Here is an 11,694-nt window from a genome sequence, read left to right as displayed (position 1 = left end):
GCGCGTCAGCGCGCGGGCGTCACCCAGGTGGTGATGTCGGCGTGCACGACCTCTTTGCCGCTGCGATCGGTCACGCTGACCGGCACGACGAGGTCGACGCCGTCGGTGATCTCCCCGAAGTCCGGCGGGTCCATCCGCGCAACCGCCCGCAGCGACGTCGTCGCCTTCTCGAGGTACTCCACCGTCATCGATTTCGGGATCCAGCGGTGGCTGCGCGGGACGGTGGCCTCCATCAACATCCCCATCGCGATCTCGGCGGTGTTGCACGACGCGATCGCGTGCACGGTCCCCAAGTGGTTGTAGACCATGAACCACTTGGGCACTCGCACCTCGGCCAGGCCCGGCTCCATCCGCACGACGTGGGGTAGGACCGAGGCGAAGTATGGGACTCGCGCCATCGCCGCCACGGAGAAGAGCCGGGTGCCGCCGGGATGGCCGGAAAGCCGCTTCCATGCCGCATAGGTGCTGGTAGGACCCGTCATGCCGACATACCTTACTGTGGAGTAAGGATCCCGCATGTTTGCCCTGCTCCGGTGGGGCGCCGGGATTTGGCCGATGCCGGGTTCTGGGGCATACTGTTCAGGTTGCCTTGCGTCAGGCTTACGCCTGGTGGGGGCATACGACCGGCGCCCAAACGGGCGCGTCCGGTCCCATCCGTGGAGCGCGACGAAATTTCGGCCTTGAAATGAGCGCGCCAGGGCTGCGTGCGGGCGACACACCCGACCGCGGGGGCCGGTTGGACCAAGACAGGTAAACAGCGGCGCAACATCCGGCGCGACGCCAGACCAACGGCGCGCCGTGGGGACCTAGGTCCGGACATTGGGAGAGTGAGGTAGCAGAAGCGTGGCGGGACAGAAGATCCGCATCAGGCTCAAGGCCTACGACCACGAGGCCATTGATGCCTCGGCGCGCAAGATCGTCGAGACGGTCGTCCGGACCGGGGCCAGCGTCGTGGGTCCGGTGCCGCTGCCGACCGAGAAGAACGTGTACTGCGTCATTCGCTCTCCGCACAAGTACAAGGATTCGCGGGAGCACTTCGAGATGCGCACCCACAAGCGGCTGATCGACATCCTCGATCCGACACCGAAGACCGTGGACGCGCTGATGCGCATCGATCTGCCCGCCAGCGTCGACGTCAACATCCAGTAGGAGATCTGCGAGCAATGGCGAGAAAGGGCATTCTGGGCACCAAGCTTGGCATGACGCAGGTGTTCGACGAGAACAACCGGGTTGTGCCGGTGACGGTGGTCAAGGCCGGTCCGAACGTGGTGACCCGAATCCGCACGCCGGAGCGCGACGGCTATAGCGCCGTGCAGTTGGCTTACGGCGAGATCAGTCCCCGCAAGGTCAACAAGCCGCTGAACGGTCAGTACACCGCCGCAGGTGTCAACCCGCGTCGCCATCTGGCCGAGCTGCGGCTCGACGACCCGGATGCTGCCGCCGAGTACCAAGTCGGCCAGGAAGTGACCGCCGAGATCTTCACTGACGGAAGCTATGTCGACGTGACCGGCACCTCCAAGGGCAAGGGCTTCGCCGGAACCATGAAGCGGCACGGTTTCCGCGGGCAGGGCGCCAGCCACGGCGCTCAGGCGGTACATCGTCGGCCGGGCTCCATCGGCGGTTGCGCGACACCGGCGCGAGTGTTCAAGGGCACGCGGATGGCCGGCCGGATGGGTAACGACCGGGTGACCACGCAGAACCTTTTGGTGCACAAGGTCGATGCCGAGAACGGCGTGTTGCTGATCAAGGGTGCCATTCCCGGCCGCAATGGCGGGCTGGTCATGGTCCGCAGCGCGATCAAACGAGGTGAGAAGTAATGGCTGCCATCAAGATTGACGTCATAGCACCGGATGGCAAGAAAAGCGGCTCCGTCGAGCTGCCGGCCGAGCTGTTCGACGCGCCCGCGAATATCGCGTTGATGCACCAGGTGGTTACCGCTCAGCGGGCGGCGGCCCGCCAGGGCACGCACTCGACCAAGACCAGGGGCGAGGTCCGTGGTGGCGGTCGCAAGCCCTATCGGCAGAAGGGAACTGGGCGCGCCCGGCAGGGATCGGTGCGGGCCCCGCAGTTCACCGGTGGCGGCACCGTGCATGGCCCCAAGCCGCGTGACTACAGCCAGCGCACTCCGAAGAAGATGATCGTCGCTGCGCTGCGCGGTGCGCTGTCGGACCGGGCGCGCAACGGCCGTATCCACGCCGTCACCGAGCTGGTGTCGGGTCAGACGCCGTCGACCAAGAGCGCCAAGGCTTTCCTGGGGACGCTGAGCGATCGCAAGCGGGTACTGGTGGTCATCGGACGCAGCGACGAGACCGGCGCCAAGAGTGTGCGCAACCTGCCCGGTGTGCACGTCCTGGCGCCAGACCAGCTCAACACCTACGACGTGCTGCGCGCCGACGATGTGGTGTTTTCCGTGGAGGCGCTCAACGCTTACATCGCTGCCAATACCAAGACTTCCGAGGAGGTTTCGGCCTGATGGCGACCGTCACCGACCCGCGCGACATCATTTTGGCCCCGGTCATCTCGGAGAAGTCCTACGGCTTGATCGACGACAACGTGTACACGTTCCTGGTACACCCGGACTCGAACAAGACGCAGATCAAGATCGCGATCGAGAAGATCTTTTCGGTCAAGGTGGCGGCGGTCAACACCGCGAACCGCCAGGGTAAGCGCAAGCGCACCAGGACCGGATACGGCAAGCGAAAGAACACCAAGCGCGCCATCGTGACCCTGGCGCCGGGCAGCAAGCCGATCGACCTGTTCGGAGCTCCGGCGTAGCCAGGAAAAGACGAGGATAGAAAGACTTAACAGCCATGGGAATTCGCAAGTACAAGCCGACGACTCCGGGTCGCCGCGGTGCCAGTGTCTCCGATTTCGCCGAGATCACTCGCTCCACTCCGGAGAAGTCGTTGGTGCGACCCCTGCACGGTAAGGGTGGACGTAATGCGCACGGCCGGATCACCACGCGCCATCGGGGTGGCGGGCACAAGCGTGCCTACCGGGTGATCGACTTCCGTCGCAACGACAAAGACGGCGTCAATGCGAAAGTCGCGCATATCGAGTACGACCCGAACCGCACCGCCAACATCGCGTTGCTGCATTATCTGGACGGCGAGAAGCGCTACATCATCGCGCCGCAGGGACTTTCGCAGGGCGACGTCGTGGAGTCGGGCGCCAACGCCGACATCAAGCCGGGTAATAATCTGCCGCTGCGCAACATTCCGGCCGGTACTTTGATCCACGCCGTGGAGCTGCGACCGGGCGGAGGCGCCAAGCTCGCCCGCTCGGCCGGCTCGAGCATCCAATTGCTCGGCAAGGAGGGCACTTACGCGTCGCTGCGGATGCCCAGCGGCGAGATCCGCCGCGTCGACGTGCGCTGCCGTGCCACCGTCGGCGAGGTGGGCAACGCCGAGCAGGCCAACATCAACTGGGGTAAGGCCGGGCGGATGCGCTGGAAGGGCAAGCGCCCGTCGGTGCGTGGTGTGGTGATGAACCCGGTGGACCACCCGCACGGCGGTGGTGAGGGCAAAACGTCCGGTGGTCGTCATCCGGTCAGTCCGTGGGGCAAGCCCGAGGGGCGCACCCGTCGCCGCCACAAGCCCAGCGACAAGCTCATCGTCCGACGCCGGCGCACCGGCAAGAAGCACGGGCGCTAGGAAGTTCAGGAGTAGCCGAATATGCCACGCAGCCTGAAGAAGGGTCCGTTCGTCGACGACCATCTGCTCAAGAAGGTCGACGCGCAGAACGAGAAGAACACCAAGCAGGTCATCAAGACCTGGTCGCGACGGTCGACGATCATTCCTGACTTCATCGGTCACACGTTCGCGGTCCATGACGGACGCAAGCACGTGCCGGTGTTCATCACCGAGGCAATGGTGGGTCACAAGCTGGGTGAGTTCGCGCCGACCCGCACCTTCAAGGGACACATCAAAGACGACCGGAAGGCGAAGCGCCGATGAGTGCCCCGACTGAATTCCCTTCTGCGATCGCCAAGGCGCGGTTCGTGCGGGTGTCGCCGACCAAGGCGCGCCGGGTGATCAACCTGGTGCGCGGTAAGTCGGTGGCCGACGCGCTGGACATCCTGCGCTGGGCGCCGCAGGCGGCCAGCGTGCCGGTGGCCAAGGTCATCGCGAGCGCCGCCGCCAATGCCCAGAACAACAACGGCCTGGATCCGGCCACTCTGGTGGTTGCCGCCGTAGCCGCCGACGACGGCCCGACCGCCAAGCGGATCCGCCCGCGGGCTCAGGGCCGCGCCTTCCGGATTCGCAGGCGCACCAGCCACATCACCGTCGTGGTGGAAAGCCGGCCGGAGAAGGGGCAGCGGTCCGCGCAGTCGGCACGCTCGCGGCGTGCGCAGGCCAGCAAGGCTGCCGGCCAGAAGGCGCCGGCCAAGAAGGCGACTGCCGAGAAGGCGCCCGCCAAGAAGGCGACTGCCGAGAAGGCGCCGGCTAAGAAGGCAACAGCTGAGAAGGCAACAGCTGAGAAGGCGCCCGCGAAGAAGACGCCCGCCAAGAAGACGCCGGCCAAGAAGGCGGCCGCCAAGAAGACGGCCGCGAAAAAGGCATCCGCCACGAAGTCCACGGAATCCGCCAAGACGACTTCTGAGACTTCTGAAGCGAAGGGAGGCTCGCAGTAGTGGGCCAGAAGATCAATCCGCACGGCTTCCGGCTGGGCATCACCACCGACTGGAAGTCTCGCTGGTACGCCGACAAGCAATACGCCGAGTACGTCAAGGAGGACGTCGCGATCAGGCGGCTGCTGTCCACCGGCTTGGAGCGTGCGGGCATTGCCGATGTAGAGATCGAACGCACCCGCGACCGGGTTCGGGTCGACATCCACACCGCGCGGCCCGGCATCGTCATCGGCCGTCGTGGCACCGAAGCAGACCGCATCCGTGCAGACCTGGAGAAGCTGACCGGCAAGCAGGTCCAGCTCAACATCCTGGAAGTGAAAAACCCCGAGTCCCAAGCACAATTGGTGGCCCAAGGGGTCGCGGAACAGTTGAGCAACCGGGTGGCGTTCCGGCGCGCGATGCGTAAGGCGATCCAGTCGGCGATGCGGCAACCCAACGTCAAGGGCATCCGTGTCCAGTGTTCCGGCCGTCTGGGCGGCGCCGAAATGAGTCGCTCGGAGTTCTATCGAGAAGGCCGGGTTCCGCTGCACACCTTGCGCGCAGACATCGACTACGGCCTGTACGAGGCGAAAACCACCTTCGGCCGCATCGGCGTCAAGGTGTGGATCTACAAGGGCGACATCGTCGGTGGCAAACGCGAATTGGTCGCCCCGTCGTCGACCGGTGCCGAACGTCCCCGCCGGGAGCGGCCGTCGGGCACCCGTCCGCGCCGTAGTGGCGCTGCCGGTACCACCGCGACCGGCACCGAGGCCGGACGCGCCGCCTCGGGCGCCGAGGAGGCTAGCGCCGCTCCGGCCACCGGTGAGCCGGCCCTCGAGCCACAGAGTACGGAGAGCTGAATCATGTTGATTCCCCGCAAGGTCAAGCACCGCAAGCAGCATCATCCGCGTCAGCGCGGAATCGCCAGCGGCGGGACATCGGTGAGCTTCGGCGATTACGGCATCCAGGCACTGGAGCACGCCTACATCACCAACCGGCAGATCGAGTCCGCTCGTATCGCCATCAACCGCCACATCAAGCGTGGCGGCAAGGTGTGGATCAACATCTTCCCGGACCGCCCGCTGACCAAGAAGCCGGCGGAGACCCGCATGGGTTCGGGTAAGGGCTCACCCGAGTGGTGGGTGGCCAACGTCAAACCGGGCCGGGTGCTCTTCGAGTTGAGCTACCCGAATGAATCGATCGCGCGGGCCGCGCTCACTCGGGCAATCCACAAGTTGCCGATCAAGGCACGCATTATCACCCGAGAGGAACAGTTCTGATGGCAGTGGGAGTTTCCGCCGGCGAACTGCGCGAACTCACCGGCGAAGAGCTGATCGAGCGGCTGCGGGAATCGAAAGAAGAGCTGTTCAACCTGCGCTTCCAGATGGCGACCGGACAGCTCAACAACAATCGTCGGCTCCGCACAGTGCGTCAGGAAATCGCGCGCATCTACACCGTGCTGCGCGAACGTGAACTCGGCCTGGCTTCCGGGCCCGAGGGTGAGGAATCGTAATGGCAGAGGCGAAGACTGCTGGCAAGGCCGCTGCGAAAAAGGCCGCTCCCAAAAAGGCGGCCCCTAAAGAGGCGGCCCAGAAAGAAAAGGGTCCCAAGCACACGCCGCGCACTCCCAAGCCCCGGGGTCGGCGTAAGACCCGCATCGGCTATGTGGTGAGCGACAAGATGCAGAAGACCATCGTGGTCGAGCTGGAGGACCGGGTTAAGCACTCCCTCTACGGCAAGATCATCCGCACCACCACCAAGGTCAAGGCGCACGACGAGAACGGCATCGCCGGCATCGGCGACCGAGTGTCGCTGATGGAGACACGTCCGCTGTCGGCGACGAAGCGCTGGCGGCTCGTCGACATCTTGGAGAAGGCCAAGTAATTTCGGCTGCGCTGGGTCGCGTTATATCGGCAGCACCGTGAGTGTGCCGTCGGCCTCGCCGCGAATCGTGGTTCCGAACCATTGGCTAGCGTCTTCGAGCGTGCAGCGCAGCCATTCGGCATCGTCGCGCGAGGCATGCTCCAGCCGCATCCGGCACGCCCGCATCGGGACCATGTGCAAGACGATCAGCGCGCCACTGGCTCGGTCGATCGAGGCGAAATACAGCAGCCGTAGTTCGTCGCGGTAGTCCTCGTAGCCCGAGATGCCTTCGTAGTCATCGATGGTGTCGCCACAGCCGTAGAGGATCAGCTTCCCGCGATACACCTCGATCGGCCGTGCATGGTGGGACGAGTGGCCGTGCACGACGTCGACGCCCGCATCGATCAGTCGGTGCGCGAAGCGCACTTGGCGCGACTCGACGTCGTAGCCCCAGTTGGAGCCCCAGTGCAGCGACACGATCGCGACGTCGTCCGCCCGCTTCAGCCGCAGTACCCGATCGGCGATCTCGACCGCACCACGCTCGGAGAGCTCGCCGACGACTACTCCTGGCCGATCATCCGTTGCGGCCCAACTCCGCGGCACGCCACTACATGGCATGCCGGCAGCGGCAATAACGACTCGGGTCCCGTCGGGAATCGCGATCAGCGCGGGGCGTTCTGCTTGCTCGGCGTCGAGACCGGCCCCGACCGTTGGAATTCCGGCCATGGCTAGGGTGTGCAGTGTCTCGGCGAGTCCAGCGGTCCCGAAGTCCAGGATGTGATTGTTCGCCAGGACACAGACATCGGGCCGGACGGTTGTCAGGCACGCGACGTTGTTTGGGTGCATCCTGTAGTGCACCGGTTTGCCCGATGCGAAGTTGCCATCGCTGGTGACGCTCGTCTCCAGATTGAGCACCCGGACGTCCGGTGCGAACTGGTCGAGAACAGCCAATGCGTCACCCCACGGCCACTCGAAACCCACCGGGCGAGGAATGGGGCCGTTGGCTCGTTCGGCCAGCCGTACGTAGCTCCTCGCATCGAGCACGGCGGGCTCACACAAGCCGGGATCGCCGCCATGCGGGAGTATCTGGTCGATGCCGCGACCGGTCATCACATCGCCGCACAAGAAGAGGGTGGTCACATCACGGGTGTAGCCGCTGCGCTGTTGATCCGAACCTCAATGGCAAGGCAAGCGGTGTAGTCTCGCCCGCACCGACACGCTTGGTGGTCGTGCGAATCGCGGAACGGAGCCGGTGATGGCGACAGAGTTTCAAGGCAAGATCGAACTGGACATCCGTGACTCGGAGCCGGATTGGGGCCCGTTCGCCGCACCGACCGCCCCGGAGAACGCACCGAACATCCTCTACTTGGTCTGGGACGACACCGGTATCGCGACGTGGGACTGCTTCGGCGGCCTGGTGGAGATGCCCGCAATGACCCGGATCGCCGAGCGTGGGGTGCGGCTGTCGCAGTTTCACACCACCGCGCTGTGCTCGCCGACACGGGCGTCATTGCTGACCGGTCGCAACGCCACCACCGTCGGCATGGCCACCATCGAAGAGTTCACCGACGGCTTCCCGAACTGCAACGGACGCATCCCGGCCGACACCGCGCTGATCTCGGAGGTACTCGCCGAACGGGGCTACAACACGTATTGCGTCGGCAAGTGGCACCTCACCCCGCTCGAGGAGTCAAACCAGGCGTCGACCAAGCGGCACTGGCCGACATCGCGGGGCTTCGAACGGTTCTACGGCTTCATGGGTGGCGAGACCGACCAGTGGTATCCCGACCTGGTGTATGACAACCACCCGGTCAACCCGCCCGGCACACCGGAGGACGGCTACCACCTCTCAAAAGACATCGCGGACAAGACGATCGAGTTCATTCGCGACGCCAAGGTGATCGCGCCGGATAAGCCGTGGTTCAGCTACGTGTGCCCCGGCGCCGGGCATGCCCCGCACCATGTCTTCAAAGAGTGGGCCGATCGATACGCCGGCCGCTTCGACATGGGCTATGAGCGCTACCGCGAGATCGTGCTGGAAAAGCAGAAGTCGATGGGTATCGTGCCGCCGAATACCGAGTTGTCGCCGGTGAACCCGTATCTCGATGTGAAGGGACCGTCCGGTGAGCCGTGGCCGCTGCAGGACACGGTGCGGCCGTGGGACTCGCTCAACGATGAGGAAAAGAAGCTCTTTTGCCGGATGGCCGAGGTGTTCGCCGGGTTTTTGAGCTACACGGATGCTCAGATCGGTCGGATCTTGGACTATCTGGAGCAGTCCGGTCAGCTCGACGACACCGTCATCGTGGTGATCTCCGACAACGGCGCCAGCGGTGAAGGCGGACCGAACGGATCGGTGAACGAAGGCAAGTTCTTCAACGGCTACATCGACACCGTCGAAGAGAGCATGAAACTCTTCGACCATCTCGGTGGGCCCGAGACCTACAACCATTATCCGATCGGGTGGGCGATGGCGTTCAACACCCCTTACAAGCTGTACAAGCGCTACGCCTCGCATGAGGGCGGTATCGCCGATCCGGCGATCATCTCCTGGCCCAACGGTATTGCGGCGCATGGGGAGGTTCGCGACACTTACGTCAACGTCTGCGATATCACTCCGACGATCTATGACCTGCTGGACATGACGCCGCCGGAGAGGGTCAAGGGCATCGAGCAGAAACCGCTGGACGGTGTGAGTTTCAAAGCGGCGCTGGCTGATCCGAACGCCGATACCGGCAAACACACCCAGTTCTACACGATGCTCGGAACTCGCGGCATCTGGCATGACGGCTGGTTTGCCAACACCATTCACGCCGCCACACCCGCAGGCTGGTCGCATTTCGACGCCGACCGCTGGGAGCTTTTCCACATCGAGGCCGACCGCAGTCAATGCCACGACCTTGCTGCTGAGCAGCCGGAGAAGCTGGAAGAGCTCAAGGCGCTGTGGTTTTCCGAGGCAGCCAAGTACAACGGGTTGCCATTGGCGGATTTGAACCTGCTGGAAACCCTGACCCGGTGGCGGCCCTACCTGGTCGGCGAACGGTCCACCTACACCTACTATCCCGACTGCGCCGACGTGGGCATCGGTGCCGCAGCCGAGATTCGCGGGCGGTCGTTCTCCGTGCTGGCCGACGTGACCGTGGATACCACCGGAGCCGAGGGAGTGCTGTTCAAGCAGGGCGGTGGGCACGGCGGGCACGTGTTGTTCATCCAGGACGGACGGCTGCACTACGTCTACAACTTCCTCGGCGAGCGCCTGCAGGAGATCTCTTCGTCCGACGCGGTTCCGTTGGGCAGACACGTTTTCGGCGTCAGCTATGCGCGAACGGGAACCGTGGAGAACAGCCACACCCCACTGGGTGACGTCACGTTGTTCGTCGACGACACGGTGGTCGGAACGCTTTCGGACGTGACAACGCACCCCGGGACGTTCGGGTTGGCGGGAGCCGGTATCACGGTCGGGCGCAACGGTGGTTCGGGGGTATCGAGCCGCTACAAAGCACCCTTCGCGTTCACCGGCGGCACCATCGCCCAAGTCACCGTCGACCTGTCCGGACGGCCGTATCAAGACCTCGAAAAGGAAGTAGCGCTTGCCTTTTCGCGTGACTAGGGCATTCGCCTTGATATGCCTGATGGGCTTGCTGTCCGGATGCGTCGAGACCAGTGGGGGAACGGCGGTCAGAGCGAATGAGCCGGTCACGTCTGCCACAACCGAGAAGGCATTCATCTGCTCTCCGCAACCGACCGGCATCGGCAGAGGCACCGTCGCTCAAGTTTCCGACCCGGCGGCACCAAGGCTCACCGTTGCGGTGCCCGACGGCTGGAGGGCTGAGCCGGGACAAGGCGATGTGGCGCTGACGCTCAGCGGACCCGACGACATGACCGGAACGGTGACAATCGCCGAGACAAAGCTCGACCCTGCCAATGCCTTCGCCGACTACGCCGCCACGCTGCGGCGCTCGAAGCCCGACCTACAGGTGGAGACTGCAGGCGCAAAGTTCTGCGGATACAGCAGCCAGAAGCTGAGCGGCACATTCCTCGGACCGTCGGGCACGCTTGGCTTCGCCGACCGCATCACCCACATCTGGACCAACACCGACAAATACCTCGTCACCATCCACCTGGAAGGTCCGGCGGATGCGCCCGGATTCGCCGAGGCGAAAACCGCGCTGATGCAGGAATTCGCGGTGGTCATACCCTGAACCTATGCTCACCGAGCTGGTTGAACTGCCGGGCGGATCGTTCCGGATGGGGTCGACGAGCTTCTACCCCGAAGAGGCACCGATCCATACCGTGACAGTGCGCCCTTTCGCGGTGGAACGGCATCCGGTGACCAATGCTCAGTTCGCCGAATTCGTCGCCGCCACAGGCTATGTGACCGTCGCCGAGCAGCCGATCGATCCCGCGCTGTATCCCGGCGCCGACCCGCGTGATCTGGTTCCCGGCGCGATGGTGTTCCGCCCGACGACAGGTCCCATCGACTTGCGGGATTGGCGGCAATGGTGGGCCTGGGAGCCGGGAGCCAGCTGGCAGCACCCGCTCGGGCCGAACAGCAACATCGCAGACAAAGCCGAACACCCGGTCGTGCAGGTCGCCTATCCCGATGCCGCAGCCTACGCGCGCTGGGCCGAGCGCCGGCTGCCCACCGAGGCCGAGTGGGAATACGCCGCCCGCGGCGGAGCCACGACGACGTATGCCTGGGGCGACGAGGAGAAACCCCGCGGGGAGCTGATGGCCAACACGTGGCAGGGCAGCTTCCCGTACCGCAACGACGGCGCCCTCGGTTGGGTCGGAACATCGCCGGTGGGTACGTTCCCGCCCAATGGATTCGGGCTGCTGGACATGATCGGCAATGTCTGGGAATGGACGACCACCCAATTCTCCGCGCACCACCGGCTCGATCAGCCGCCAAAGGCGTGCTGTGCACCCTCGGGCCCGGCCGACCCGTCGATCGCCCAGACCCTCAAGGGCGGCTCGCACCTGTGCGCGCCGGAGTATTGCCACCGCTATCGACCGGCGGCCCGGTCGCCGCAGTCGCAGGACACGGCGACCACCCACATCGGCTTCCGGTGTGTCGTTGACCGTGACTAGCGCTGTCGTAGGGGATTGGTAGTATCGAACGCATGTTCGAAGCAAGCTGTCGTGGACCGGATCTGCTCGTCGTCGCGCGCGGAGAACCGGGCTGCTGCTGCGCAGTTGGTGGCGATTGGGGAATTGTTCGCCTA

The 11,694-nt window shown here is 64.7% G+C and carries 16 protein-coding genes; 14 read left to right on the top strand and 2 right to left on the bottom strand.

Annotation, left to right across the window (positions count from 1 at the left end; translation table 11 throughout):
* Positions 1-5: 5 nt before the first annotated feature.
* Positions 6-482, bottom strand: coding sequence for a hotdog fold domain-containing protein (locus AWC06_RS10945; RefSeq protein WP_085197263.1), 477 nt, complete (start codon positions 480-482; stop codon positions 6-8).
* A gap of 361 nt (positions 483-843) precedes the next feature.
* On the opposite strand from AWC06_RS10945, the gene rpsJ reads away from it, so the two are divergent.
* From rpsJ to rpsQ, 11 genes are read left to right on the top strand one after another with little or no spacing between them, the layout of a single operon-like run.
* A complete protein-coding gene (rpsJ, locus tag AWC06_RS10935) occupies positions 844-1,149 on the top strand; it encodes a 30S ribosomal protein S10 (protein WP_003873519.1) in 306 nt (101 codons plus the stop codon).
* A 14-nt stretch (positions 1,150-1,163) separates the two neighbouring features.
* The gene (rplC, locus tag AWC06_RS10930; RefSeq protein WP_085197261.1) at positions 1,164-1,817 is read left to right on the top strand and encodes a 50S ribosomal protein L3; all 654 of its coding nucleotides are present in this window, start codon (positions 1,164-1,166) and stop codon (positions 1,815-1,817) included.
* Positions 1,817-2,473, top strand: coding sequence for a 50S ribosomal protein L4 (gene rplD, locus AWC06_RS10925; RefSeq protein ID WP_085197259.1), 657 nt, complete (start codon positions 1,817-1,819; stop codon positions 2,471-2,473). Before rplC ends, rplD begins: the two co-directional genes overlap by 1 nt.
* Positions 2,473-2,775 (top strand): 50S ribosomal protein L23, encoded by a 303-nt coding sequence (gene rplW, locus AWC06_RS10920; RefSeq protein ID WP_045373352.1) that lies wholly within the window; start codon positions 2,473-2,475, stop codon positions 2,773-2,775. The genes rplD and rplW overlap by 1 nt, the downstream gene beginning before the upstream one ends.
* 35 nt (positions 2,776-2,810) lie before the next feature.
* Entirely contained in the window at positions 2,811-3,653 is an 843-nt protein-coding gene (gene rplB, locus AWC06_RS10915; RefSeq protein ID WP_085197257.1) for a 50S ribosomal protein L2, read from the top strand.
* Positions 3,654-3,674: 21 nt separating this feature from the next.
* On the top strand, positions 3,675-3,956 hold the full coding sequence (rpsS, locus tag AWC06_RS10910) for a 30S ribosomal protein S19 (RefSeq protein ID WP_045373356.1): 282 nt from the start codon (positions 3,675-3,677) through the stop codon (positions 3,954-3,956).
* Positions 3,953-4,633 (top strand): 50S ribosomal protein L22, encoded by a 681-nt coding sequence (rplV, locus tag AWC06_RS10905; RefSeq protein ID WP_085197255.1) that lies wholly within the window; start codon positions 3,953-3,955, stop codon positions 4,631-4,633. The genes rpsS and rplV overlap by 4 nt, the downstream gene beginning before the upstream one ends.
* Positions 4,633-5,469 carry a 30S ribosomal protein S3 gene (gene rpsC / locus AWC06_RS10900; RefSeq protein WP_085197253.1) on the top strand — a complete coding sequence of 279 codons (837 nt, stop codon included), beginning with the start codon at positions 4,633-4,635 and terminating at the stop codon, positions 5,467-5,469. The genes rplV and rpsC overlap by 1 nt, the downstream gene beginning before the upstream one ends.
* A gap of 3 nt (positions 5,470-5,472) precedes the next feature.
* A complete protein-coding gene (rplP, locus tag AWC06_RS10895) occupies positions 5,473-5,889 on the top strand; it encodes a 50S ribosomal protein L16 (protein ID WP_085197251.1) in 417 nt (138 codons plus the stop codon).
* Positions 5,889-6,122 (top strand): 50S ribosomal protein L29, encoded by a 234-nt coding sequence (gene rpmC, locus AWC06_RS10890; protein WP_085197249.1) that lies wholly within the window; start codon positions 5,889-5,891, stop codon positions 6,120-6,122. Before rplP ends, rpmC begins: the two co-directional genes overlap by 1 nt.
* Positions 6,122-6,493, top strand: coding sequence for a 30S ribosomal protein S17 (gene rpsQ / locus AWC06_RS10885; RefSeq protein WP_085197247.1), 372 nt, complete (start codon positions 6,122-6,124; stop codon positions 6,491-6,493). The genes rpmC and rpsQ overlap by 1 nt, the downstream gene beginning before the upstream one ends.
* A gap of 21 nt (positions 6,494-6,514) precedes the next feature.
* On the opposite strand, the gene AWC06_RS10880 is transcribed toward rpsQ, so the two are convergent.
* Positions 6,515-7,612, bottom strand: a complete 1,098-nt coding sequence (locus AWC06_RS10880; protein WP_085197246.1) for a CapA family protein — start codon at positions 7,610-7,612, stop codon at positions 6,515-6,517.
* A 115-nt stretch (positions 7,613-7,727) separates the two neighbouring features.
* Between AWC06_RS10880 and AWC06_RS10875 the strand changes: the two genes are divergently transcribed.
* The 3 genes from AWC06_RS10875 to AWC06_RS10865 are packed head-to-tail and all read left to right on the top strand — an operon-like array spanning position 7,728 to position 11,560.
* Positions 7,728-10,079: an arylsulfatase gene (locus AWC06_RS10875; RefSeq protein WP_085197244.1), complete on the top strand. Its 2,352-nt coding sequence runs from the start codon at positions 7,728-7,730 to the stop codon at positions 10,077-10,079.
* Positions 10,072-10,671, top strand: a complete 600-nt coding sequence (locus AWC06_RS10870) for a hypothetical protein (RefSeq protein WP_227371167.1) — start codon at positions 10,072-10,074, stop codon at positions 10,669-10,671. Before AWC06_RS10875 ends, AWC06_RS10870 begins: the two co-directional genes overlap by 8 nt.
* Positions 10,672-10,675: 4 nt before the next feature.
* Positions 10,676-11,560, top strand: coding sequence for a formylglycine-generating enzyme family protein (locus AWC06_RS10865; RefSeq protein WP_085197242.1), 885 nt, complete (start codon positions 10,676-10,678; stop codon positions 11,558-11,560).
* Positions 11,561-11,694 lie beyond the last annotated feature (134 nt).

The organism is Mycobacterium fragae, from assembly GCF_002102185.1.
GTDB classification, from domain to species: domain Bacteria; phylum Actinomycetota; class Actinomycetes; order Mycobacteriales; family Mycobacteriaceae; genus Mycobacterium; species Mycobacterium fragae.
This window is presented reverse-complemented; position numbering and strand designations above follow the sequence as displayed.

What these genes read in the sequence shown, in the direction of transcription:
- rpsQ (WP_085197247.1), top strand. Translation starts at nt 6,122, where the DNA reads ATGGCAGAGGCGAAGACTGCTGGCAAGGCCGCTGCGAAAAAGGCCGCT.
- AWC06_RS10875 (WP_085197244.1), top strand. Translation starts at nt 7,728, where the DNA reads ATGGCGACAGAGTTTCAAGGCAAGATCGAACTGGACATCCGTGACTCG.
- AWC06_RS10945 (WP_085197263.1), bottom strand. Translation starts at nt 482, where the DNA reads ATGACGGGTCCTACCAGCACCTATGCGGCATGGAAGCGGCTTTCCGGC.
- rplP (WP_085197251.1), top strand. Translation starts at nt 5,473, where the DNA reads ATGTTGATTCCCCGCAAGGTCAAGCACCGCAAGCAGCATCATCCGCGT.
- rpmC (WP_085197249.1), top strand. Translation starts at nt 5,889, where the DNA reads ATGGCAGTGGGAGTTTCCGCCGGCGAACTGCGCGAACTCACCGGCGAA.
- rplC (WP_085197261.1), top strand. Translation starts at nt 1,164, where the DNA reads ATGGCGAGAAAGGGCATTCTGGGCACCAAGCTTGGCATGACGCAGGTG.
- rplV (WP_085197255.1), top strand. Translation starts at nt 3,953, where the DNA reads ATGAGTGCCCCGACTGAATTCCCTTCTGCGATCGCCAAGGCGCGGTTC.
- AWC06_RS10865 (WP_085197242.1), top strand. Translation starts at nt 10,676, where the DNA reads ATGCTCACCGAGCTGGTTGAACTGCCGGGCGGATCGTTCCGGATGGGG.
- rplW (WP_045373352.1), top strand. Translation starts at nt 2,473, where the DNA reads ATGGCGACCGTCACCGACCCGCGCGACATCATTTTGGCCCCGGTCATC.
- rplB (WP_085197257.1), top strand. Translation starts at nt 2,811, where the DNA reads ATGGGAATTCGCAAGTACAAGCCGACGACTCCGGGTCGCCGCGGTGCC.
- rpsS (WP_045373356.1), top strand. Translation starts at nt 3,675, where the DNA reads ATGCCACGCAGCCTGAAGAAGGGTCCGTTCGTCGACGACCATCTGCTC.
- rplD (WP_085197259.1), top strand. Translation starts at nt 1,817, where the DNA reads ATGGCTGCCATCAAGATTGACGTCATAGCACCGGATGGCAAGAAAAGC.